A 24,776-nucleotide genomic window follows, 5' to 3' on the forward strand; every position below is an offset into this window, starting at 1 on the left:
GCAGTCTCACCCCTTGAGTTCGGCGGTAGGACTGCTGTCGTGCTCGCTCTGCTCGCTTGCCCCGCTGGACAGGTGGCGTCGTTGTTGAAGCTCGTCGCGCTCGGCTTCGGGGATCGTCATCGATTCGGCGAGCACGGCGGCGAGTGCGTCGACGTGAGATTTGTCGATATCGGTGGGGAAGAGCCACTGGATGTTCTCGTCGCGCGTGATGAGGTCGATCGCCGAGCGTGAGCCTCCGCCTTGCGCGGGTTTTGCCCGGACGTATCGCACCTGGTCGAGGGGGATGGCTTGACGGATCTCGGCTTGTTCGAGGAATTCGTTCGTCATGGCCGTGATGATGCGGCGGTCCGTGATGGCGACCAGGGTCGCGGACTGGTCGGGGAAGCCGAGGACGCGCAGGGCTTCACCGTCCTCGAAGAGCCAACGCAGGATGCGGAGGTACGGCTCCGGATCCAGCGATCCGGGTGCGCAGACGACGTCCGGAGCCGCGAGCGGAGGGGCCGGTGGGTGGAGGGTGTCGGCGAGGAGCTGGACCGCTTCCAGGAGCCGGGCGGAGGCTTCGCGGGCTGCTTTCACGTCCTTTCGCTTCCACGGCAGCGGCCAGGTGTCGGGTTCTCGCAGTTCGGCGGTGATCCGCAGTTCCCGCGTCAGCGCGTCGACGAGGCTCGTCGTCTCGGCGAGGGCGGAGTCGAACTCCGCGCGGGTGTCGCGTGCGATGACTTCGGCGTAGTGCGCCTCGGCGGCGTCTTCGCGTCCGGCGGCTCTCGCCCGTGCGGCGCGGAGCGCGTGGTAGCCGGTCCACGCCTTGAGGGAGGACAGGAGTGCGTAGACGTCGAAGGCGACCGCCTCGGCGTTCACCTGCAGGTACTCGCGGAGGCTGCGTGCGTCGGCCCGGTCGACCTGTCTGACGTGGTCGTGGACGTTGGCCCGGTAGAACTCCAGTTGCTTCTGCAGCAGGGCTCCGCTGCCCGCGACGTCCTCCCACAGGGATGTCGGGACCGACTCGATCTCTCGCGCCTGGTCGACCGCGCGGTCGATGGCGGTGACGAGCCCTGTCAGTTCGGCCCACTGGTCCTTGCGGATGGTGGTGAGGACCTGGTTGGTCACCGCCAGGTTGGTCTTCACCAGGCCCGAGAGTTCGCTCAGCATCATCTGGAGGCCGATCATGGCCAGTGCCGGACCGATCGACGCTGCGATCCGCGCCTTGCTCACCGCGTTCACGGCGTAGAAGCGGGCCTGATGCACGACGCGGCCGTTGACCATGACCGCTCCGAGGTGCCCACCGTCCTTGACGGCGAGCGTCGCGCCGTTGTTCAGCAGGGCCTGTGCCGTGTTGCCGATCTTGTATAGCCCCTGCGCGCCGGTGAACGCGTTCCCGAGATTGCCGACCACGGTCGCCGCGTTCCCGAACGAGGCGAGGATCGCTGAGATCTGCTTGCGGTCGGCAGTCGGCACGATCCCGAAGTCGATCAGGTCCGGCTTCAGCTCCGGAGGGACCTCACCGGAGACGATCGCCACCCCTGGGAGCACCTCCACCAGGACGGTCGACGTGGAGTCGCTGTCCGAGTCGGGCGTCGGATCGTCCACGACGGGTATGCCGCTGGTATCGCTCCGGTCGTTCTCCTCAGGCTCCGGATCCCCGATCGGGTCCGACGGGTCCTGCATCTGGTTACCTTCCTTGGGAAGTGCGAGGTCTCTGCCAACGGCGTATCGCAGGATGGCCTCGAAGGGTTTCACGGGTGCGCGGTCGGCTTGCGGGACCGTTCGTGATCCATCGCCGGACCGCTTGCGACCCGATGGGTTCCGGGTTCCAGGCGAGGCGACCCGTGACGGCGGGGCACGAGCGGGGTGGGCCGTTGTGGTTACGATCCGGGGTGCTCCTGTGCTGGACGGGGTGACTGGGCGGCCGGGACTCGTGTGGGGTGTTGGCCGGGACGCCCGCCTCCTTGCCGTCGGGGCGCACGCGGGCGGCTTCGTCGTGTCGATCTAGGACGCGGGTGACCGCGGGAACGGGAACGGGATGCCCGAGGAACGGCTTACCCTGCGGGAGCGGGCCGCGCTGCTCGTGCTGATGGCGGAGGCCCGCGAGTTGACCAATGCCGAACTGCGGGAACTGGCCGGTTTCACCCTCGACGGCGCTCATCGTCGCCGGCTCAACGACCTCGGGCTGGTGGACAGCACCAAGCTCGGGCGCGCTTATGTGCACGACCTCACCGACGAAGGCGCGGTGCGGTGCCAGGCCGAGCTGTCCGCCTCACGGCCTGCCCGGGCCGGTTATGCCGGCGGCGCCCTCTATGTGCTGCTGGCCGGCTTGCGACGTCACCTGGAAGCCACCGGAGGTACCCTCGGAGGGCTCTTCACCCCGGATCTGGGACACCGGGTGGAGACCGCCTACCGCGTGCTGGCTCGTCGTGCCGGCGATTCGGTGCCCCTGCGCGCGCTGCGCGAACACCTCGACGACGTGCCTGCCGACCGGCTCGACCGGGCGTTGACGACCCTGGCGGACCGGCCCGACGTCCACCTGCGGGCTGAAGCCGACCAGAAGTCGCTCACCGAGCAGGACCGGTCGGCTGCGGTGGTGCTCGGCGGCAGCCCCCGCCACACCTTGGTGATCGAGGCGGTCGGGTGAACGAGGAGCAGCGCCACGCGCTGTCGTCGGTGCAGTTCGGCTGGGCGGTGACGCCGGACGACATCTGGAGTCCCATGCACCACCACGTCGACGGCTTGCACCCGCGCGCCGTCGACGGCATCACCCAGGCCGTCGCCTCCGCCGGACGACGGCCCCGGGTCAGCCCCATGGGCATCGTGCTGCGGGGCGAACGGGGCGTGGGCAAGACGCACATGCTCGGCTGGCTCCGGCAGCACGTGCAGGAGCGGGGCGGGGCGTTCTTCCTGCTCAAGCTGCTCGACGGCCACTCGTTCTGGGCGGGCGCGGTGCACGGCGTGGTCGGTGGCCTGCTCGACCGCCAGGGCGGGCAGTTGGGTCGCCTGCTCGGCGAGCTGGGCCGCCTCACCGGCCAGGACCGGGAGACGACCCTGCGCCTGACCGGCACCCTGCCGGTGCGCGGGCAGGACGTCGAGGCGCTGCTCGACGGGCTTCGCTCCGTCGACGCCCAAGTCGCCGTGGAGTGCCAGGACACCCTGCGGGCGCTGGTCCTGTACCGGGCGAAGGGCAAGGCGTGGGAAGCGGGCAACGCCTACCTCGTGCTGCCCGAGGGCGTCGAGGCCGCCGACCGCGCGGAGTGGGGCTTCCGCGTCGCGTCCCGGCCGCCGCAGCTCCTGCTCGGCGACCTGTCCAGGATCTTCGCGCTGGTCGGTCCGGTCGTCATGGCCGTCGACCAGGTCGACAGCGTGATCACCCAGGCCGCCGACGGGCCGGGGCAGCCCACCCTGGTCGACCGCCTGGCCGACGGGCTCATGCGGGTGCGCGAGGAGACCAGGCGCACCATCGTCGTGGTGGCGTGCCTGCCGCGCTCGTGGGAGCTCGTCGAGCACCACGCCGTCAACTCGGCAGCCGACCGGTTCCGCGTGCTGGACCTGCGCACCGCCATGCCCAGCGCGGCCGTGGCCACCGCACTCGTGGAGCGGCACCTGGCCGGCCTGTACGGCGAGATCGGGTTCACCCCGCCGCACGCCACGTGGCCCGTGCACCCCTCGGCGTTCGCCGGCCCGGACGTGGCCCACTGGACGCCCCGGCGGCTCCTGCAGCGCGTGGACGAGCACATCCGCCGATGCCTCGCCCACGACACCGTCGAGGAACTGCGCGACTTCGCCACCGAGGTCGAGCCCGCGGGCCGACCGGCCGTGGTGCCGCAGGAAGCCGACCGGCTCGACGCCCTGTTCGACCGCCTGCGCGATGCCGCCGACGTCGGTGCTCCCCTGGACCCCCAGCGGGAGGACGAGCGGATGCAGGCCCTGCTCGGTGCCGCGCTGCACTGCTTCGTGCTCGAACGGGGTGCCGACGGGCCGGCGCTGACCGTCGACGCGTCACGTGGCGGGAACCCGCCGTTGCACGCCCGGCTGCGCCTCACCGTCGACGAGGCCGGCGAGGGCGAGGTCCACTGGAGCTTCCGCGCCATCGCCCACACCCACCCCCGTGCGGTGCTGGCGCGGCTCAAGTCGGCCCAGCTGGAAGCGGACCTCCGCCGAGGCGACGACAAGCGCCACCTGGTCGTGCTGCGCAACACGGCCTTCTCCGGCGGACCCGCCACCACGGCGGCGCTGGAGGCGTTCCGCGCCGACGGGGGACTGGTCCTGCCGCTCGACGAGGGCGACCTTCGGCTGTTCACCGCCTTGGAGAAGATGCGCGACCAGTCACCGCCGGGGTTCCTGCCGTGGCTGCTGGCCCGCCGTCCGGCGACGTCCTCGCGGTTGTTGGCGAGTGCGCTGGCCGACCTCGACCACTTCGCGGCCACGCCCGTGCCGCAGGTCCGACGCGACGACCCCGACCCGCTGCCGGAGTGGCCGGGGGTCAGCGGCACGCTGCTCGACGTCACCGCCGCTGTGGTGGACGAGGACTCCGGGACACCGGGACAAGGCGCTGCACCGGAACCGGCAGCCGACGAGCCGAGCGTGCGCCTGGGCACCGCCATCATGACCGGCACGCCGTTCACCGTCCCGCTCGCCCTGCTGCGCAAGCACACCGTCGTCTTCGCCGGCAGCGGCTCGGGCAAGACCGTGCTGCTGCGCCGCCTGGTCGAGGAAGTCGCCCTGCAAGGGGTCTCCTCGATCCTCATCGACACCAACAACGACCTCGCCCGCCTGGGAGACGCCTGGCCGTCCCCGCCCGCGCTCTGGGAACCCGGCGACGCGGAGCGCGCCCACCGCTACCTGCGCGACACGGACGTGGTGGTCTGGACGCCCCGGCGCGAGGCGGGCCGCCCGCTCACCCTCGACCCGTTGCCGGGCTTCGACCGCGACCCCGACGACCCCGATGAGTTCCGCACCGCGATCGACGCGGCCGTGGCCGGGCTGGTCCCGCGCATCAACGTCGCCGGCCGCAGGGCCATCACCGGCAAGGCCGTCCTCACCCAGGCCCTGACGCACTTCGTCCGTGGCGGCGGCGGTGAGCTGCGGGACTTCCTCGCGTACCTGGCCGACCTGCCGCCCGGTGCCAGCACCGTGCGGGACGCACCGCGCCTCGCCTCCGACATGGCCGACGGGCTCAACGCCGAGATGATCAACGACCCGGTGTTCGGCGGGGCGGGGGAGCGGCTCGACCCCGGCGTGCTGCTCACCCCGCCGCCCGGCAAGCGGGCCAGGGTGTCGGTGATCAGCTGCATCGGCCTGCCCAACGACGACCAGCGCCAGACGTTCGTCAACCAGCTCCAGCTCGCCCTGTTCTCGTGGATCAAGCGCAACCCGGCCAGGGACCGGCCCCTCGGCGGGCTCTTCGTGCTGGACGAGGCCCAGACCTTCGTGTCCTCGCGCACCACGACCGCGTCCACCCAGAGCACGCTGACCCTGGCGTCGCAGGCGCGCAAGTACGGGCTGGGCATGGTCTACGCGACGCAGGCGCCGAAGGCGTTGCACAACGTGGTGTCGGGCAACGCCGCGACCCAGTTCTTCGGCCTGCTCAACGCGCCGGTCCAGATCCAGGCGGCAAGCGACCTGGCACGCGCCAAGGGCGGCCGTGTCGACGACGTGTCCCGCCTGCCCGCCGGCCAGTTCTACGGCGCCACCGAGGGCACCGGCCTGTCGAAGGTCCGCGTGCCGATGTGCCTGAGCCACCACCCGCCCACGGCACTGGCGGAGGAGGAGGTACTGGTGAGGGCGCGGGCTTCGGCGGTGGACGCCGTGCACGAGCGCGGAGCTTGACGTGACCGTGGGCGGCGAGTGCGCACGGAAGCGACGGCCTGCGCGGGGTGCGGAGGCCGTCGCTTCGTGGTGGTTCAGCCCAGGCAGTTCCTGACGGCTTTGGCCAGGTTGGCTGCTCGGGGGTCGTCGGGGCGGAAGTTCCAGAGGTTGGTGGTGTAGGCGAAGCCCACGGTGGCTTCGGGGTCGGCGAAGCCGATGGAGCCGCCTGAGCCGGGGTGGCCGAAGGAGGCCGGGCCGAGCATCGGCATCGGTTCGCAGGAGCGCCAGAAGCCCAGGGACATGTTGAACGAGCGGTCGGCGGGGATGGTCAAGCCCGGGGGTAGGCCGTGCATCGGAGTTTTGTCGGTCTGGATCTCCGTCATCCGTTCTACCGTCGGCGGGTCGAGCAGGCGCACGCCGTCCACGTCGCTCACGGTCGCCGCGTACATGCGGGCGATGGAGTGTGCGTCGGCGATCATGTTCGCGGCCGGGAACTCCGCTGCTCGCCAGGCACGCGTGAGGAAGTACGGCGTCGAGTTGTCCAAGGCCCCGCCCAGTTCGCCGGCTCGGGCCTGGACCGAGTCCGCGCCCCACACGGCGGTCACCCACGCGGTCACGGTGTCGGCGTCCAGGCCCGTGGACGCGATCATCCCGGCCAGCAGCTCCTCCAGGCTGAACGGCGCGGCGAAGTGCAGTGGGGACACGCGGTCCTCCTGCTCCTCGGGCAGTCCGATCCACGCGCTGAGGCCGAGTGGGGCGGCGACCTCGTCGGCGAAGAACCGGCCGAGCGACTTGCCGGTGATCCGGCGGACGAGTTCGCCGACCAGGAAACCGAACGTGACGCTGTGGTAGACGTGCTCGGTTCCCGGCGTCCACAACGGCTTCTGCGCTTCCAGCGCGCGGATGACCGGGTCCCACTCGCACGCCTGCTCGAACGTGAGCGGGCCGTCCACGATCGGCAGGCCGACCTGGTGCGACAGCAGCCAGCGCACCGGGACGTCCTCCTTGCCCGACGCGCCGAACTCCGGCCAGTACCGGGTCACCGGGGCGTCCAGGTCCAGTTCGCCGCGTCGGACCAGCAGGTGCGCGCAGATCGCGGCGGCGCCCTTCGTCGTGGACGCGACCTGGACGACGGTGTCCTCCCGCCACGGCCGGGCCGTCTCGCGGTCGGCCAGGCCGCCCCACAGGTTCACCACGGGACGGCCGCCCACGTAGACGCTGCACGCGGCACCGACTTCGCCGTCGGCCTCGAAGTTCGCGCGGAAGACGTCGGCGACCCGGCCCCAGCCCTGCTCGACTTGGTCGGAGGCGATGTTCATCGATGTGGTCCTCTCGTAGCTGTGGGAAGGGGTTCAGGCAGCCGCAGGGCGGATGACGATGTCGTCGAGGCGCGCGCGGGCGTAGACCTTCAGGGTGTCGGCGCGGTTCTCCTGCGCCGGCAGGGTGTTGTGCACGGTTCCCTTGGTGCTCTTGGCGTCCACGGCGGCGGCGGTGTTCTCGCTGACGCCGATCTCGATGCCGCCGGAGGCGTTGGTGAGCGCGACGTTGCCGCGCGTGGTGCGGCCGACGCGGATGGGGCAGTTGGCGGCCTGGGCGGTGACGTCGCCGTCGGCGCGGTCGACGGTGAAGGTGCCGTTGGAGCCGCCGAGGTCGACGTCCGACCGGGCGTGGCCGATCCACACCGCGCCCGTCGTGCCCTGGTAGCGGACGGTGCCGTCGACCTCGTGCAGGCGCAGCCCGGCGGTGCCGCCGTCGACCTCGACGGCGCCGGCGACGTGGGTCACCTCGACCCCGCCGCCGGCGAGGTTGCCGCGCAGGGCGGTGATCCGGTCGAGCCGGACGTGACCCGAGGCGGTGTTGACGTCGCACGCGCCGAGCGGGCCGCTGGCGTGGACGTCGGTCCACGCGGTGTCCAGCACCAGGTCCGACCCGGCGGGCAGGTCGATCGCGATGGCGACCGAACCGTTCTTGCCGCCGGACTTGGTCGTCCTGATCGACAGGACGCCGTCGGCGAAGTCGACCCTGGTGCCCTCGGCCACCTTCACGTCGGTCCTGCTCGCGCCGTCGACCGGCTCGACGCGCACCACCGTGTCGGACCGCTCACCGGCGGTGACCCGGACCCGCGCGCCGGCGGTGGTCAGGGTGGCGGTGATGGGGCTCGGCGTGGTGAAGGTCGGCATGACCGGTCTCCCCTCGGTAAGGGCTCGACCGTGGTGCCGAGCCGTTCGCTGGGGAGTACGTTCGCCGACCGCCCTGACACGGGGCAGTCACGACCCTGACACCTCGCGGGACCCGGGTCCCGCGAGGTGTCAGGGCGTCGCCCGGTCAGTCCAGGGTGGTGTCGGCGGTCTCGCGGATGGCCACGGCGGCGGCGTTCTCGCGGTAGCTCTGCTCGGACACCGCGGTCACCCGGGCGGTGGACTGGAAGGTCGGGATGGTGGCCGCCCCGCAGGAGGCCATGGTCGCCTTGATCTTCGCCACGGTCAGGGCCAGCGCGTCGGCCAGGTCGCCGACGTAGGGCACGTAGCCGTCGACGCCCTCCTCGAAGTGCAGCTCGTCCTCGCCCTGGTCGTAGCGCTGCCAGTTGCGGGCGCGGCTGGAGCCCTCGCCCCAGTACTCCTTGAACACCGAGCCGCCGATGCGGACCTTCTTGCCGGGTGACTGGTCGAACCGCGCGAAGTAGCGGCCCATCATCACGAAGTCCGCGCCCATCGCCAGGGCCAGCGCCATGTGGTAGTCGTGCAGCAGGCCGCCGTCCGAGCAGATCGGCACGTACTGGCCGGTCCGCCGCGCGTAGGCGTCGCGAGCCCCGGCCACGTCCAGGACGGCGCTCGCCTGGCCCCGGCCGATGCCCTTCTGGTCGCGGGTGATGCAGATCGAGCCGCCGCCGATGCCGACCTTCACGAAGTCCGCGCCCGCGTCGGCCAGGAACTCGAACGCCCCGCCGTCCACGACGTTGCCGCCGCCGATCGGCACCTCCGGGAACTCCCGCTTGACCCAGCGCAGCGCGTCGGCCTGCCAGTCGCTGTAGCCGTCGGACGAGTCCAGGCACAGCACGTCGACCCCGGCCGCGACCAGCGCGGGCACCCGGTCGCGGTAGTCGTGGGTGTTCACGCCCCCGCCCACCCGGAACCGCTTGGCCGCGTCCACCACGGCACCGGGGAACTGCTTGTGCGCGGCGTAGTCCGACCGGAACACCAGGTGCTGCAGGTTCCCTCCGCCGTCCACGACCGGCAGGCAGTCGAGGCGGCCCTCCCACAGCGCCGTGTTGGCCTCGGACAGCGTGATGCCCTCCTTGCCGCACGTCAGGGTGTCCGCCGGCCGCATCCGGTCGCGGACGGCCAGGTCCAGGTCGTGCCGGTGGGGGTGGAAGTCGCGGTCGGTGATCAGGCCGGCGAACCGGCCGCCGGGCGTGCCGTCCTCGGTCACCGCCGCCGTGTTGTGGCCGGTGGTCCTCATCAGGCCGACGAGGTGGCGCAGCGTGTCGGTCGGGCGGACCGTGGTGTCGCTGACCACGAACCCGGCCTTGAAGTTCTTCACGAACCGCACCGCGTCGGCCTGGTCCTCGACGGACTGGTTGTGGTGCAGGAAGCTCAGCCCGCCGGAGCGGGCGAGCGCGACGGCCAGGTCGGGCGAGCCGACCGCCTGCATGATCGCCGAGGTGAACGGCACCGACAGGCGGAGGGGTGACGCCTCGCCGACCGCGTGCCGGACCAGGGACGTGCCGAGGTCGACGTGCGCGGGCGTGCACTCCGCTGTCGTCCTGTTGGGCAGCAACAAGAACTCGTTGAACGTCCGCGACACACCGGGCACGATCTCGACCACGAGCACCCACTCCGAACGACCACGCCGGGACCCCGGCTCCGAAAAAGTGCGCACAGCCTTGCACACCACGTCGGGGACGTTCAGCCACGTCGGCGGTGGGGTCGCAAGGGTGCGCCGGCGCTGGGGACGGCCGGTGGTGGGGCAGTTGGTCAGACGCTGCGCAGGACCGAGACGACGACCCCGAGGATGACGGCGTTGTCGCCCGGGATGGGGGCGTAGGCGTCGTTGCGGGGTTCGAGTGTGACGTGACCGTTGCGGCGCTGGTAGACCTTCACCGTCGCCTCCTCGTCGATCATCGCGGCCACGATCTGGCCCGAGTGGGCCTCGTGCTGCCGGCGGACCACGACGATGTCGCCGTCGCAGATCGCGGCGTCGACCATCGAGTCGCCGCGCACCCGCAGGCCGAACACGGTGCCGCGCCCGGTCAGGTCGCGGGACACGGTGATGGCCTCGTCCACGTGCTCCTCGGCGGTGATCGGGGTGCCGGCGGCGATGTGGCCCACCACCGGGACGGTCACCGAGTCGCGGGACGGCCGGCCGGCGGCGGGGTCGCGCAGGAACGCGCGGACGTCGATCGGGCGCGACACCGCGTCACCGCGCCGCAGGAAACCCAGGTCCTCCAACGCGGCCAGGTGCCGGGACACCGCCGACGTGGAGCGCAGCCCGACCGCCTCGCCGATCTGCCGGGTGCTCGGCGAGTACCCGTGCCGGACCACCCAGTCCCGGATCGCCGCCAGGATCTGCTGCCGGCGCACCGGCAGGGCGGAAGCGTCCAGGTCGTCGAACACGTCGTCGTAGGCGGTCACCCCGGGAATGGTAGAGAGCGGTTGGCCGCGACCCGTCCCGGGTACTCCGATGTGTGGATTCGGCGACCCGTCCGCCGGGTCGAGTGGTCGTCCGGCGGGTGTTGCCTACAGTGGACCCGTCCGGCCGGACCGGTGTTCGACGCTCAGCGAAAACTCTCAGGGGTACTGCATGGAATCGAGTTCGCCCAAGGTGACGGTGGTCGTCCCGACCTACGACGAACGGGACAACCTGCCGGTCCTGGTCGACCTCCTGGCCGGTGTGGACGTCCCGGACCTGCACGTCCTCGTGGTGGACGACAACTCGCCGGACGGGACGGGCGAGGTCGCCGACCGGCTCGCCGCCGACGGCCCGGTGCCGCTGACCGTGCTGCACCGCACCGAGAAGGACGGGCTCGGGCGCGCTTATGTCGCGGGGATGCTGAAGGCGCTGGACGAGGGCGCGGACGTCGTCGTGCAGATGGACGCCGACCTCTCGCACCCGACCAGCGTCATCCCGACCATGGTGCGCACGCTGGCGGACACCGACGCGGCGGTCGTGATCGGCTCCCGCTACGTCGAGGGCGGTTCGGTGGCGGGCGAGTGGGAGTGGCACCGCAAGGCGTTGTCGGCGTGGGCGAACGTCTACGTCAACACGATCCTCCGGTTGGGTGTCAAAGATGCCACTGCCGGGTTCAAGGCGTGGCACGCCGCCACTCTCCGCAAGATCGACATCGGGTCGATCCAGAGCAACGGGTACGCGTTCCAGGTCGAGATGAACTACCGGGTGACCCAGCGCGGGATGCGCATCCGGGAGGTGCCGATCCGGTTCGAGGAACGCGCCGAGGGCACGTCGAAGATGAGCTTCGGGGTGCAGTTGGAGTCGGCGCGGATGCCGTGGAAGCTCCGCTTCGGCCGCAAGCCCTGAGTCGTCCCACCGGTCGGGGCCGCCCCGACCGGACGCGTGAGGCCCCGGCGGGAGCCGGGGGAGCGGGTCAGTCCGGTGGTGGGGTGAGGCCCGCGTCGTGCGCGAGGACGGCCGCCTGCACGCGGTTCGCCAGGTCCAGGCGGGTCAGGATGGTGCTCACGTGGCCCTTGACCGTGCCCTCCACCAGGTCGAGGCGCGCGGCGATCCGGGCGTTGCTCAGCCCCGCCCCCAGCAGGGCCAGGACGTCGCGCTCGCGCGGGGTCAGCACGGCGGTCCGCGCGCGTGCGTCGGCGGAACGGGTGATGGCGCGGGTGTCCATCGCGGCCAGTACCCGCGCGGCCACTTTGGGTGCCAAGTAGGCCCCGCCGTCCGCCACCGCGTGCACGCCCGCCAGCAGCTCCCTCGGGTCGCCGGACTTGAGCAGGAAGCCCCGCGCGCCGCCGTCGAGCGCGCGGGCGACATAGGCGTCGTCGCCGAACGTGGTCAGGACCGCGACCGCCACGCCCGGCGCCACGCGGGCGATCTCGGCGGCGGCGGCGAGGCCGTCCAGGACCGGCATCCGGATGTCGAGCAGCGCCACGTCGGGGCGGTGCGCGAGGGCCAGCTCCACGGCGTCGCGGCCGTTGCCCGCCTCGGCCACGACGACGACGTCCGGGTCGGTGGCGAGGATCGCCTTCACGCCCGCGCGGATCATCGCCTCGTCGTCGGCCAGCAGCACCCGGATCACCGCGGGCCCCCGGTGGGCAGTGCGGCGACCAGCTCGAACGTCCCGCCGGTCCGGTCGAACCGGATCGTGCCGCCGGCCAGGCGGACCCGTTCGCGCAGCGCGGTCAGGCCGGAGCCGGCACCGGGTGCCCGCCGGGTGGTGGGCGCGACCGGGTTGGCGACGGTCACGACCGTGCCGTCGGCCCCGGTCGTCACGGTGATGCGCACGGGTGCTCCCGGGGCGTGCTTGGCGGCGTTGGTCAGGGCCTCCCGGACCACCCGGTGCGCGGTGTGCGCGGTGGTGGCGGGCAGCGGGCGCGGGCCGGTCCAGTCCAGGGTCACCGGCAGGCCCGCCTCGGCGGCCCGGGTCACCAGGTCCTCCACGTCGGCGGTCGCCGGGTGCAGCGGCGGCGGGTCGTCGGCGCGCAGCACGGTGACGATCCCGGCCAGGTTCTCGGTCGCCCGGCCGGCGGCGGCGCGCAGCTCGGCGGCGGCGGCCCGGTGGTGCTCGGGCAGGTCGCGGGCCAGCTCCAGGGCCCCGGCGCGCAGTGCGAGCAGGCTCAGCTCGTGGCCGAGGGTGTCGTGCATGTCGTGCGCGATGAGGGTCCGCTCGCGCAGGTGGACGCGGTCGGTGGCGGCGGCGGCGAGGTCCGCCTGCTGCCGGGCGCTGTAGCCGACCAGCCACGGCAGCGCGACCGCGACGACCAGCAGCACCAGCGCGGTCGCCCACACCTCCGGGGCCACCAGGCCCACCGGCAGGGCCGCCACGCCCAGCACGGCCAGGGCCGGCCCGGCCCGCCGGGTGCGGCGGCCGACCAGGAAGGCGGCCACCGCCGCCGCCCCGACCACCACCACCGTCCACGGCGGCACGCTGTCGCCCATCGCCAGGGCGGTCGCCTGGGCGGACGCGGCGCACAGCGCCAGGGCCGCGAGCGGCACGCCCGTCCCGGAATCCGTCACGGTCACCGACGCTACCCCGCCACCGGGACCGGGCGGTCGCGCAGGAGCCGGGTGGCGCGGGTCGCCAGGACGGCCAGGTTCAGCGCGCTCGACACCGCGAGCCAGATCACCAGCGCCGGGCTGTAGTAGGCGAGCTGGACCGCGCTCAGGTCCCGTCCGCCGCCGACGAGCACGCCCAGCACGGTCGGCAGGAGCAGCAGGACCGTCACCGGGCCCAGGCGCGGCATCAGGCGCAGCACGGACTGCGCGGTGGAACGGCGTCGCCACGGGCGGCGCAGCGCCCGGACGCCCAGCGCCAGGCTGAGCAGGGTCAGCGCGGCGAGGACCAGCTCGATCGGCACGCGGGCGGTGGACGGCTCCGCCGGGGTCGTGCCGTCGAGGAACGCCGCCAGGCCGTCCTCCAGCCGCGACGTGCCCTCGTTGCCCAGCGCCACGCCCGTGTTCGCCAGCACGGCGATCCCGTAGCCGCTCGGCAGCAGGAGCTGGCCCGCGCAGTGCGTGAACCAGATGCCGCTGTGGCGGACCCGGCCGTTCGCGGTCTCCCAGCCCAGGGCGTAGGTGCGGTCCGGTGTGGACGGTGTGTGCATCCTCCTCAGGCCGGCGTCGGACACCAGGCGCGCGCCGGTCGTGGCACGTCCGGTCGTCTGCACCACCAGCCACTTCGCCAGGTCCTCGGCGGTGGTCAGGACGCCGTCCGAGCCCGCGACGAACCGGGTGGGCTCCGGGGCCGGGATCGCTGCGCCGTAGACGTGCACGTAACCCTTCGCCACGTCGTCGGGCAGGTCGTCGGGGGTGGTCGTGACCGACGTCGTGTCGCGCATCCCGGCGGGCTCGAACACGTTGCGGCGCAGGTACTCGGCGAACGGCTCGCCGCCCGCGCGCTCGACCACCAGCGCGGCCAGGTGGTAGTTCGTGTTCGAGTAGCGGTACTGCGCGCCGGGGTCGGTGGCCAAGGAGGTCGGCGCGGCCCGGGTCAGCGCCTCGGCGAACGAGCCCGGCTGCGGCAGGCTCTTCTCCGGCAGCGTCCGGTCGGTGATCCCGGAGGTCTGCTCCAGCAGGTGGCGGGTGGTGATCGCGCCGGCGCGGTCGTCGGCGAGCCGGAACTCGGGCACGTACCGGGTCACCGGGGCGTCGAGGTCGAGCCGGCCGCGCTCGGCGAGCTGGACGGCGGCGAGCGAGGTGAACGCCTTGCTCACCGACGCGGCCGGCAGCCGGGTCTTCGCGGTCACGTCGGCCCCGGCGGACGTCCGGCCGTGCCCGGAGACGTGCACCACGCGGTCGTCCTTGGTGACCGCGACGGCGACGCCGGGGTAGGCGGCGGCGTCGGCGTAGTCGGCGACGTACCGGTCCAGCGCGGCCGGGTCGACGGTGGCCGTGGCCGTGCCTGCCGCAATCGGGCCTGCCGCAATCGGGCCTGCCGCAGTCGTGCCTGCCGTGGCCGTGCCGGCGCTCGCCGCGAGCGGGGCCGTGGCCAGCAGGACAACCGCTGCCAGCGCCGTGGTCCTGGTCTTCATCAGGTGGTGCTCCCTGTCGTCCCTCGGTGTCGTGGACGACGCTAGGGAGCGCGGCGGGGCGGGACAGGGCGCGAAGGACAGGCCCGACCCCCGACCTTCGTCAGGGGTGCGGAGCCGGGGCACCCGACGTTCGTCGGGTGTGGACGCCGGGGAGCTGTGGGGCGCGGATGTGCGGTCTCGGGGTGGCGGGTTGCGCCGCGTGGTCGTCGCGCGGCGGCCGGAAGGGTGGGTGCGTGTTGCTCCCGGGGGTGGGTGCAACGTTCTGGGGCGGGTTGGCGATGTGAGACGCGAGTGGTGGTCGTCCCGGAGGGCCGCCCGGCGGGGAGGCGTTGATGGCGCGGGCGGACGGCGTGCGGGCCGGGGCGGCTTCGGACGTGGGCCGGGTCCGGTCGTCCAACGAGGACGCCGCGCTGGTCGGGTCCTCGGTGTTCGCGGTCGCGGACGGGATGGGCGGGCACGCGGCGGGCGAGGTCGCCAGCGCATTGGCCGTCGAGCACCTGCGGGCGCTGGACGGTCGCCCGGACCTGCGGCCGGACGACGTCCTCGAAGCGCTGGCCGAGGCGAACCGGGCCATCCGCGCCGCCGGGCTGGCGCACCCCGAGCAGGCCGGGATGGGTGCCACGGCCACCGGGCTGGCGCTGGTGCGGTTCGCCGGGTCGCCGCACTGGGTGGTGTTCAACATCGGCGACTCGCGGGTCTACCGGTACGCCGGCGGCGTGCTGACCCAGCTCACCGCCGACCACTCCGAGGCCGCCGAGATGGTGGCCGCCGGCGCGCTGACCGAGGAGGAGGCCCGGTACTCCCGCTTCCGCAACGTGATCACCAGGGCGCTGGGGGTGCACGCGACGACCCGGCCCGACCAGTGGGTGTTCCCGCCGGTCGCGGGCGAGCGGTTCCTGCTGTGCTCGGACGGGCTGACCGGCGAGCTGGCGGACGACGAGGTCGCCGCCGTGCTGCGGGACGTGGCCGACCCGGAGCACGCGGCCCGGGAGCTGGTGCGTCGGGCCGTCGACGCCGGCGGGCGGGACAACGTCACGGTGGTGGTCGTGGACTACGGGCTGGGCGACGCCGAACCCGACGACACGGTGCCCCGGACCGCGTCGTGACCGTCTACACGCCGGGCGCGTCCGTCGCCGTCGTGGCCGAGGGCACCTGGCTGATCATGGGCGCCGCGCCGGGGTCCGACGTGGTGCGGCGGTGCTGGGAGCTGGTGCGCGGCGGGGCCGGGCTGGACGACGTGCTCAGCGTGATCGTGCACGAGGGGTTCCGCGCGGTGGGCAGCTTCGCGCTGATCCGCTACACCGAGGGCGAACGCCGGGTCGTGCTGCGCGGTGACGCGGTGGTCGGCCTGGTCGGGCTGGACGGGGTGCTGCTCGAACTGCGCGCCGACGGGGTGGCGACCTGGGTGGACACCGGGCTGCCGGAGTCGGCCGTGGAGCTGCGGCTGACGTCGGGGAGCGGCGGCAGCGCGGAGCTGCCGCTGGAGCGCGGGGTGGTGCTCGCGTCGAGGCTGGTGGCCCGGCTGGTGGCGGCGCCGGAGGTGGGCCGGGTGACGGAGGTGGTGCCCGCGCCGGACCGGGTCTCGGTGACCGAGGTGCTGCCGATGCCGAGCCCGCCTTCGCCGGTCGCGCCCGCGCTGCCGCAGGGGTTCACGCCCTCGGTACCCGAACTCACCCCGGTACCCGAACTCACCCCGGTGCCGGCTGAGGCCGCCGCACCCGTCGAGGCCGAGGTGCGGGTTGTCGACAACGCCCTGCCGCCGGACGTCCCCCAGCTCATCACGCCGCTGCCGCCCGCCGCACCCGTGAGCGCGTCCCCGCCGACCACTCCGCCGGTCGCCGTGCCACCGACCACCGCGCCGCCCGTCGCCCCGGCGCACGACGGGGCGGTGGGCGGCGCGCGGACCGTGGTCGTGCCGCAGCCCGACGTCCCGCCGGCCGGTGCGGTGCCGGTGCCGCAGGCCGTGGACGGGCCGCCGATCGCGGAGAAGCGGGTGCCGCAGGCCGTGCAGCGGGACGCGGACGGCGTGATCCAGGCGCTCGGCTGGGCCGGGCCGCCGCCGCGCGTGGACGAGACCATGCTGCGCCGGGGCAACTCCCCGGACGACACCCGGCACGTCTTCACCGCCGGCGCACCGAAGGTCCGCGCCGTCGCGTGCCCCGCGCGGCACCTCAACCCCGAGCACGCCATCGCCTGCCGGGTGTGCGGGCAGGGGTTCCCGCCGCAGGACGCGTTCGTCGTGCCGCGCCCGCCGCTGGGCGTGCTCCGCCTGTCCACGGGCGAGCTGATCAGCCTGGACCGCAACGTGATCCTCGGCCGCGACCCGCAGGTCACCGGCCGCAGCCCGACCGCGCCGCACGCCATCCGGCTGGCCAACCAGGGCAACGACATCTCCCGCAACCACGTCGAGGTGCGCCTCGACGGCTGGGACGTCCTGGTCGTCGACCTCGGCTCGAAGAACGGCACCACGGTGATCGCACCCGGCTGGTCGCCCCAGGAGCTCGCCGGGCTCATCCCGGCCATCCTCACGCCCGGTTCGCGGGTGATGCTCGGCGAGGGCGCGTTCTTCACCTACGAGGTGACCGGGTGACGCCGCCGGACATCCCCGGTTTCACCTACCGGCGGGAGATCGGGCGCGGCGGGTTCGCCACCGTGCACGTGTACTACCAGCACAGCACCGACCGCGAGGTCGCGGTGAAGGTGCTCGACGAGGCCGGTCTGCCGCAGCGGGTGCGGGACATGTTCCTGGCCGAGGCCAAGGCGATGGCGAAGGTGGGCAGCCACGACAACATCGTGACCGTCTACTCGGCCGACCAGTCCGCCGACGGCCGGCTGTTCCTGGTGATGGAGTACTACTCCGGCCACGACCTCAAGCGGGTCGCCGACCACCAGCCCCTGTCCGTGCAGCGGGTCCTGGACGTCGGGGTGAAGATCTCCAGCGCCGTGGAGACCGCGCACCGCGCGGGCATCCTGCACCGGGACATCAAGCCCGCCAACATCCTGGTCAACTCCTACAACAAACCGGCGCTGACCGACTTCGGCATCGCCGAGAAGCAGGCCGCGCCGACCGCCGACCGGGACGTGGTGCTGTCCGTGCCGTGGTCCGCGCCGGAGGTGGTGCGGCCGAACGGTGTCGAACCGGGCGTGGCCGCCGAGGTGTACTCGCTGGGCGCGACCCTGTGGCACCTGCTGACCGGCCGCGCGCCGTTCGCCGTGCCGGGCGGCGACAACTCCCGGGAGGCGCAGGAGGTCCGCATCCTGCGCGGAGGTCCGCCGCCCACCGGGAAGGCGCCCCGGTCGCTGGAAGCCCTGCTGGCGCGGGCGATGGCGGCCGACCCCCCGGTCCGGCCCCGCAACGCCGTCGAGTTCGCGCACGGGTTGCAGGCCGTGCAGCGGGAGCTGGGCTTCCCGGTCACCGAACTCGCGCTGGAGTCCGGACCGGTGCTGCTGCGCGAGGCACCGCCCACGGAGCCGTCCGACCTGACCGCCACGCGGGTGCGCGGACCGGTGCCGATCTTCGAGGTCGTGCCCTACCGCCCGGTCGTCCACAGTGGACCGCGCGCCGGGGGTGCGCCGCACCGGCCGGACCCGGTGGTGCCGCCGCGCTCCCGGGCTCCCGAGGTGGCGGTGCCCGAGCCGCCTCGACGCCCGGCGTGGCCGGTGCTCGCCGCCATCGGCGGGCTGGTGGTCGTCGCGGTAACGCTCGGCGTCCTGCTCGGCGGCGGGAACGGTGACACCGCAACGACCACTCCACCGTTGACCACCGGCCTGGACGTCGACGCCGGCGGCGACAACACCCCGCCGGGCAAGCCGACCGTCAGCGCCGTGCGCGCGGACCCGGCGACGGTGCGGTTCTCCTGGGAGTACTCCGCCACCCAGGACAGCGACACCTACGCCTGGCGCACGCCGGACGGTGCGCTCACCGGCACCGCGGAGGACCCCGTCGTGGACGTGCCGTCCGCAGGCCCGTTGTGCTTGCAGGTGAAGGTCGTGCGTGCGGATGGAAAGCACGCCACCGCCGAATGGTCGCCTGAGGGTTGCGGCGGGTGAAACACCGTTCCAAATAGTTATCCAAGGGGTGCAACGAAATCCCGTGGGGTTTCGATACGCCGGATTGGCAGCCTGAACCGCTTGCGCACTGGGGGAACCCTTGTCTTTCCTGCGCCGCCACCGCACCGCCATCGCATCGGGTGCGGTGCTCAGCGTCGCCGCCGCGCTGCTGGTCGCCTACGCCTTCTCGTCGCAGGGCCACCCGGTGCGCCAGGTGGAGCTCAACGACGGCGGGATCTGGGTGACCAGCGACCGGGACGGGCTGTTCGGCCGGTTGAACAAACCGGTCGGCTCTTTGGACGCGGCTTTCTACCCGCCGGGCGGAGCACAGCAGTCCTACCAGTTGGACATCGCGCAGGACTCCTCCGCCGTCGTGGCGTGGGACCGGGCGGGCGGCAGGCTCTACCCGGTCGACACCGCGCGCGCCGTCACCCTGGGCGAGCAGGGCGTGACCGTGCCCGGGACCGCGCAGGTCGGGGTGGCGGGCGGGACGCTGGCCGTGCTCGACCCCGCCGAGGGGCGCGCGTGGGCCGTCCGGGTCGACCCGAAGGCGGGCGTGTCCGCACTGGCCGAAGTGGACTCCACCAGTGCGCCGATCGCCGACCTGGACGGCAGGGCGGCGATGGCGGTCGGGGTCGACGGCGCGCTGCACGTCGTGGCCGAGTCCGGCAGGACCGCCACGGTCCGCCAGGACGGCGCGGGGTTCGCCGCCGTCGAGCACGGCGACCTCGGCCGGTCCGTGGACGACCCGAGGGCGACGGCGGTCGGCGACCAGCTCGTCGTCCTGGACGCCGGGTCCGGCACGCTGCTGCTGCCCGACGGCGGCACGGCCTCGGTGGGCCGGGACGCGGTCCCGCAGCAGCCCGGCCCGCAGGCCGACGTGGTCGTGGTGGCGACGAAGACCGCGCTGAAGTCCGTGAAGCTCGGCGGGGGCGGCACCACCGAGCTGTACTCCTCGGACGGCGCCCCGGCCGCGCCGGTCCGGCTCAACGGCTGCGTGCACGCCGCGTGGGCCGGTGCGACCGGCGGCTACGCGCGCTCCTGCGGCGGCGCGCCGGTCGCGCCGGGCAACCTCAAGGACGAGAAGGCGTTGGTGCGGCCGGTGTTCCGGGTCAACCGGGGCGCGGTGGTGCTCAACGACGCGGACACCGGCGCGGTGTGGGACCTGACCTCCCAGCAGAAGGTGGACGACTGGTCGTCGGTCAAGCCGCCGCCGGAGCAGCGGCAGAGCGACAAGGAGCGCAACGACAACACCTCCGACTCGGCGCGCGACAAGCCGCCGAAAGCCGTGGACGACGTGCTGGGCGCGCGTCCCGGCCGGACCACCGTGCTGCACGTGCTGGACAACGACTCCGACCCGGCCGGTGACATCCTGGCCGTCTCCGACGTCACCGCGCCGGACAACGCGGCTGCGACGCTCGCCATCGCCCCGGACGGCCAGACCGTCGAGGTGACGCTGCCCGAGGACGCCGGCGACGTGCACTTCCGCTACACCGTGGACGACGGGCGCGGCCTCAACGCGACCGCCGCCGTGACCGTGCAGGCCCGCACGCCCGCGCAGAACGCGGTACCCGCGCCGCGCAAGGGCGCGCAGCCCAAGGACTGGACGGTCGCCTCCGGCGGCCGGTTGACGCTGCCCGTGCTGGCCGACTGGCGCGACGACGACGGCGACCCGATCGTGCTGGTGGAGGCGAGTTCGGCGGCGGGTGTCGCCACCACCACGCCCGCCGGGTTCGTGGAGTTCGCCGCGCCGGTGGCGGGCGGGTCGCAGCCGGTCGACTACCGGGTCACCGACGGGGTGGGCGAGCCGGCGCAGGGCTCCGAGCGGGTTACCGTGCAGGCCGCGTCGGACGCCACCACGGTCGCGCCGACCGCGCAGCCGGACGTGGCGCGCGGCCAGGTGGGGCGGCCGGTCGAGGTGCAGCCGCTGGACAACGACCTGCCGGGCTCGGACCCGACCGACCCGACCGCCGCGCTGCGGCTGGCGGCCGAGGTGGCGACGCCGGAGGGCGTCACCGTCGTCACCGACCTCAAGGCCGGCACGGTCGTGGTGACCGGCACCAAGCCCGGCACGGTCGTGCTGGAGTACACCGCCGCGTTCGGCAACGCGCCGTTCGCCAAGGCGGGCATCCGGGTGGACTTGTCGGCCGCGCCGGACTCGCCGGTCCCGCCGGTGGCGATGCCGGACACCGCCGTGCTGCGCGGCCAGCAGCCGGTGCTGGTGGACGTGCTGGCCAACGACTTCAGCCCGTCCGGATCGCTGCTCGCGGTGCAGCAGGCCACCGCCGTGGGCGACCAGCTCGAAGTGGCCGTGGTGAAGGGCCGCTGGCTGCGGGTCAACGCGCTGGACCCGGTGCTGGAGCCCAACCCGCAGCTCATCCGCTACTCCGTCACCGACGGCGTGACCGGCGCGGTCAGCGGCGAGGTCACGGTCACCCAGCTCGCGCCGCCCGCCGACGACACCCCGGTGCCCAAGGACGACCGGGCCACCGTCCGGGCGGGCGACGCCATCGCGATCCCGGTGCTGGACAACGACACCGCGCCCGACGGCGGCACGCTCACGCTCCAGGCGAACGTGCGCGACGCGCCCGAGCGCGGCCGGCTGAACACCGCGACCCGCGACGGCCGCACGGACGTGGGCACGGCGTACGTGTCGGGCCGGCTGGTCCGCTTCGTCGCGCCGCCCGCGGTGGACGCGCCGACCACGGTGACGGTGGAGTACGTGGCGCAGAACGCGTCCGGCGACCAGGCCGTGGGCCGCGCGCACGTGACGGTGAACCCCGCGCCGACGCCCGGCACGCCGAACCAGCCGCCCGCGCCGCGCCCGGTCGAGGTGCGCGCGGTCGCCGGTGACACGGTCGTCGTCCCGGTGGCGACCAGCGGCGTCGACCCGGACGGCGACTCGGTCGCGGTGACCGGCATCGGCTCCGCCGCGACCCTGGGCCGGGTGCTCGGTCTGGGCGCGACCTCGCTGACCTACCAGGCGTTCCCGACCGCGTCGGGCACCGACCAGTTCACCTACGTGGTGACCGACCCGTTCGGCAAGCGCGGCGAGGCCACCGTCCGGGTGGCCGTGGTGCCGCCGGGCGACCCGCAGCCGCCGGTCGCGGTGGACGACGTGGTGACCGCCGCGCCGGGCACCGAACTCGTGGTCGACGTGCTGGCCAACGACTTCCGCGACGACACCGCCGAACTCGAACCGCTCGCCGCGCGCAACCCCGGCGTCCAGGTCACGGGCGAGGACGGCCTGGTCAAGCTGACCGCGCCGAAGGCGGACGGCAAGCCCACCGTCGTCGCCTACGGCATCGGCAACGGCATCGGCCGGATGTCGGTGGCCACGCTGACCGTGCGCGGCCAGGAGGACTACAACGCCCCGCCGACGGCCGGCGACCTGTTCCCCCGGCCCTCGTCCGACGCGCGGACCGCCGAGGTGGAACCGCTCAAGGAGGCCGGCGACCAGGACAGCGCGGAGCTGAAGGTCACCCGCGTGTTCGCCGACGACGCGAAGGTGTCCGGCGACAAGGTCACCGTGCCGGTCGGCGAGCACCCCCGCACCGTTGCCTACGAGGTGGCCGACGACGGCGGCGCGACCGCCGTGGGCTTCATCCACGTGCCCGCGCCCGGCTCCGGCGGCCCGTACGTCAAGCCGGACCAGGTGATCGACGTCCCGGTGGACGGCACGGTCACCGTCGCCATCGCCGACCACCTGGTGGTGCCCTCGGGCCGCACGCCCCGGCTGACCCTGACCGACAAGGTGTGGGCCGCCCCGGCGGGCCTGACCGCCGTGCCGCAGGGCGACCGGGAGCTGGTGCTCACCGCGAAGAACGGCTACACCGGCCCGGCGTCGGTCACCTTCCAGGTCACCGACGGCGAGACGCTCACCGACGGGCTGACCGCCGTGGTCACCATCCCGGTGCAGGTCGGCCCGGACACGCCGATGCTGCGCTGCCCGGACGGCGCGCTGACCCTGATCGAGGGCGGCCTGCCGGTGAAGGTCGACGTCACGACCGTCTGCCACGTCTGGGTCGCCGACCGGGGCAAGGTCGGGGACCTGCGCTACTCGGCGTCGTGGAAGGACCGGCCGGACGGCGTCTCGGTGGACGGCTCGGGCAGCCGGGTGCTGGCCATCACGGCCGCCGCCGGCGCGACCCCCGGCTCGTCGGGCGTGCTGGAGGTCTCGGTCGACGGCTTCGGCGCGGCCAGGGCGCTGCTCGCGGTCCGGGTCGCCGCCGCGCCGCCGCCGTCGGTCTCCCCGGTCACCGTGGACGGCGTGAAGGCCGGCGACCCGACGACGGTCAACCTGCTGCCGTACGTGCGCTCCCAGCTGCGGGACCAGCGGGTCTCCGTGGTGGCGGTGCACCAGGTGTCCGGCGGCGCGGCGTCGGCGAGCCCCGAGGGCTCGTCGGTGCGGATCGTGCCGGGCGGGGACACCAACGGCACGCTGGTGTTCAACGTCGTGGTCACCGACGTGCCCGACGCCGGCCGCGACGACCGCAAGGTCACCGGCCGGATCACGCTCAACGTGCTCGGCGTGCCCGACGCCCCCGGCACGCCCGTGCCCGGCCGGGCGGTGCAGAGCAAGGTGGTCGAGCTGTCCTGGTCGGCCCCGGCGAGCAACGGCACGCCGATCGACTCCTACGAGGTCGACTACGGCGGCGGCAAGCAGACGTGCGCCGCGTCGCCGTGCTCGATCACGAACCTGGGCAACGGCACCGCGTACTCGTTCACCGTCCGCGCGCATAACCTGGTCGGCTGGAGCAAGCCGAGCGGCCGGTCCGAGCCTGCCCAGCCCAACACCGTGCCCGGCGCGGTCACCGGCCTGTCCGCGTCCGACCCGCAGGACGGGTCGCTGCGGCTGAGCTGGACGGCCGCGCAGAACGACGGGTCCCCGGTGCTGCGGCACGAGATCTCGTGGGCCGGCGGCGGCCGGGCGACCGCCACCGGCACGGGCACGACGGTGACCGGCCTGGACAACGAGACCAAGTACGCGTTCACGGTCATCGCGGTCAACTCGCAGGGTCCCGGCCCGGCGGCGACCGTCGAGGGCCAGTCCTCCGGCGCACCCGCCCGGCCCGGCCCGCCCGCGTTCAGCGCGGCGGACTCGACCGGCGGCGGCAGCAAGGCGGTGACGGTGTCGTGGGGCGCGGTGAGCCCGAACGGCCCCGGCCCCACCACCTACACCGTCCAGCGCAGCGGCCGGGGCGACAAGACGGTGTGCTCGAACGTCCAGGCCACGAGCTGCGCCGACGACGGCCTGGCCAACGACGGCACGGTCTACAGCTACACGGTGACCGCGCGCAACAGCACCGGCCAGTCGTCCGGGCCGGGGCCCGCCGCCGAGCTGGAGGCCACCTCGACGCCGGACCCGATCCGGAACTTCACCGCCGAGCCGACCGGCAAGGACGGCCAGGCCGAGATCACCTTCGACGCGCCGCCGTCGCACGGCCGCACCAACACCGTGACCTGCTCGTGGAGCGGCGGTTCCTGCGGCACCTGGAACTACGACCCGGACGGCCGGGACAACGTCAAGTACACGGTCAACGGCCTGCCCAACGGCGAGGCCGTGCCGATCACCCTCCAGTCGTGCAACGGCAGCGGCGGCGGCGCGCACGCCGGAAACCCGTGCAACACCCCGGCCACCGCCGAGGTCACCGCGTACGGCCCGATCAAGGACCTGGCGATCCAGACCTGCGACTGCGGCGAGCACGTCGAGTTCACCATCACGGTCAACCCGAACGGCAAGCCGGCCACGGTGCACGTCCAGACCGACAAGCAGACCCAGACCCTCACCACCGGCACGTCCGCGTTCTCGTGGAGCGACAAGGACTTCGTCGGCTACAACGGCTCGGACACCATCCGGGTCACCGTGGACGACGGCGTCCGCGCCCCGGTCAGCGCCACCAAGAAGCAGAACACCGGCCCGCCGCCGGCGTCGGTGATCGTGACCAAGGGCGCGGCGTGCGGATCGGGCGGCTGCAACGGGACCGGTGTCTGCACGACCAGCGCGTGCGCCTACATCACCGTGCAGACCAAGGACTTCACCACCTCGGTGACTTGCACCTTCAACAGCGACCACGGCAACGGCGGCTTCGTCAACGAGACGTTCGCGCCGAACGAGACCAGGCAGACCCGCAACTACTACGGCTATTCGGGCGAAACCGTCTACGTCAACTGCGGCGGCGTCGAAGGCAAGACGGTCTGGTAGTGGCACACGAA

At 73.5% G+C, this 24,776-nt stretch carries 15 protein-coding genes; 7 read left to right on the forward strand and 8 right to left on the reverse strand.

What is annotated here, in order from left to right:
* Positions 1–6: 6 nt before the first annotated feature.
* Positions 7–1,737 carry a hypothetical protein gene (locus AB0I60_RS15145; protein WP_360729837.1) on the reverse strand — a complete coding sequence of 577 codons (1,731 nt, stop codon included), beginning with the start codon at positions 1,735–1,737 and terminating at the stop codon, positions 7–9.
* Between the two features lie 283 nt (positions 1,738–2,020).
* Here AB0I60_RS15145 and AB0I60_RS15150 point away from each other — a divergent pair, with 283 nt between their 5' ends.
* Together AB0I60_RS15150 and AB0I60_RS15155 are read left to right on the forward strand one after the other, a co-directional pair.
* The gene (locus AB0I60_RS15150; protein WP_360729840.1) at positions 2,021–2,629 is read left to right on the forward strand and encodes a hypothetical protein; all 609 of its coding nucleotides are present in this window, start codon (positions 2,021–2,023) and stop codon (positions 2,627–2,629) included.
* Positions 2,626–5,817 (forward strand): DUF87 domain-containing protein, encoded by a 3,192-nt coding sequence (locus AB0I60_RS15155; RefSeq protein ID WP_360729843.1) that lies wholly within the window; start codon positions 2,626–2,628, stop codon positions 5,815–5,817. The genes AB0I60_RS15150 and AB0I60_RS15155 overlap by 4 nt, the downstream gene beginning before the upstream one ends.
* A gap of 74 nt (positions 5,818–5,891) precedes the next feature.
* Here AB0I60_RS15155 and AB0I60_RS15160 read toward each other — a convergent pair whose 3' ends face one another.
* From AB0I60_RS15160 to lexA, 4 genes are all read right to left on the reverse strand, one after another.
* A complete protein-coding gene (locus AB0I60_RS15160) occupies positions 5,892–7,115 on the reverse strand; it encodes a serine hydrolase domain-containing protein (protein WP_360729846.1) in 1,224 nt (407 codons plus the stop codon).
* A 33-nt stretch (positions 7,116–7,148) separates the two neighbouring features.
* Positions 7,149–7,976 (reverse strand): DUF4097 family beta strand repeat-containing protein, encoded by an 828-nt coding sequence (locus AB0I60_RS15165; RefSeq protein ID WP_360729848.1) that lies wholly within the window; start codon positions 7,974–7,976, stop codon positions 7,149–7,151.
* Between the two features lie 145 nt (positions 7,977–8,121).
* Positions 8,122–9,621 carry an IMP dehydrogenase gene (locus AB0I60_RS15170; protein WP_360729851.1) on the reverse strand — a complete coding sequence of 500 codons (1,500 nt, stop codon included), beginning with the start codon at positions 9,619–9,621 and terminating at the stop codon, positions 8,122–8,124.
* 149 nt (positions 9,622–9,770) lie between these two features.
* On the reverse strand, positions 9,771–10,427 hold the full coding sequence (gene lexA, locus AB0I60_RS15175; RefSeq protein ID WP_360729854.1) for a transcriptional repressor LexA: 657 nt from the start codon (positions 10,425–10,427) through the stop codon (positions 9,771–9,773).
* Between the two features lie 169 nt (positions 10,428–10,596).
* Between lexA and AB0I60_RS15180 the strand changes: the two genes are divergently transcribed.
* Positions 10,597–11,331, forward strand: coding sequence for a polyprenol monophosphomannose synthase (locus AB0I60_RS15180; protein ID WP_360729856.1), 735 nt, complete (start codon positions 10,597–10,599; stop codon positions 11,329–11,331).
* 67 nt (positions 11,332–11,398) lie between these two features.
* Here the strand turns inward: AB0I60_RS15180 and AB0I60_RS15185 are convergent, their stop codons facing one another.
* Genes AB0I60_RS15185 through AB0I60_RS15195 form a run of 3 tightly spaced genes read right to left on the reverse strand, consistent with a single transcriptional unit; the run spans position 11,399 to position 14,510 of the window.
* Positions 11,399–12,058, reverse strand: a complete 660-nt coding sequence (locus AB0I60_RS15185) for a response regulator transcription factor (protein ID WP_360729859.1) — start codon at positions 12,056–12,058, stop codon at positions 11,399–11,401.
* Entirely contained in the window at positions 12,055–12,996 is a 942-nt protein-coding gene (locus AB0I60_RS15190; protein WP_360729861.1) for a histidine kinase, read from the reverse strand. Before AB0I60_RS15190 ends, AB0I60_RS15185 begins: the two co-directional genes overlap by 4 nt.
* An 11-nt stretch (positions 12,997–13,007) precedes the next feature.
* The gene (locus AB0I60_RS15195; RefSeq protein ID WP_360729864.1) at positions 13,008–14,510 is read right to left on the reverse strand and encodes a serine hydrolase domain-containing protein; all 1,503 of its coding nucleotides are present in this window, start codon (positions 14,508–14,510) and stop codon (positions 13,008–13,010) included.
* Between the two features lie 332 nt (positions 14,511–14,842).
* On the opposite strand from AB0I60_RS15195, the gene AB0I60_RS15200 reads away from it, so the two are divergent.
* The 4 genes from AB0I60_RS15200 to AB0I60_RS15215 all read left to right on the forward strand — a co-directional run bounded on the left by AB0I60_RS15200 (position 14,843) and on the right by AB0I60_RS15215 (position 24,765).
* A complete protein-coding gene (locus tag AB0I60_RS15200) occupies positions 14,843–15,616 on the forward strand; it encodes a protein phosphatase 2C domain-containing protein (protein WP_360729867.1) in 774 nt (257 codons plus the stop codon).
* Positions 15,613–17,100 (forward strand): FHA domain-containing protein, encoded by a 1,488-nt coding sequence (locus AB0I60_RS15205; RefSeq protein ID WP_360729869.1) that lies wholly within the window; start codon positions 15,613–15,615, stop codon positions 17,098–17,100. The genes AB0I60_RS15200 and AB0I60_RS15205 overlap by 4 nt, the downstream gene beginning before the upstream one ends.
* Positions 17,097–18,560, forward strand: coding sequence for a serine/threonine-protein kinase (locus tag AB0I60_RS15210; protein WP_360729872.1), 1,464 nt, complete (start codon positions 17,097–17,099; stop codon positions 18,558–18,560). Before AB0I60_RS15205 ends, AB0I60_RS15210 begins: the two co-directional genes overlap by 4 nt.
* 100 nt (positions 18,561–18,660) lie before the next feature.
* A complete protein-coding gene (locus tag AB0I60_RS15215) occupies positions 18,661–24,765 on the forward strand; it encodes an Ig-like domain-containing protein (protein ID WP_360729873.1) in 6,105 nt (2,034 codons plus the stop codon).
* Positions 24,766–24,776 lie beyond the last annotated feature (11 nt).

Source organism: Actinosynnema sp. NPDC050436, from assembly GCF_040655415.1.
Lineage (GTDB): Bacteria > Actinomycetota > Actinomycetes > Mycobacteriales > Pseudonocardiaceae > Actinosynnema.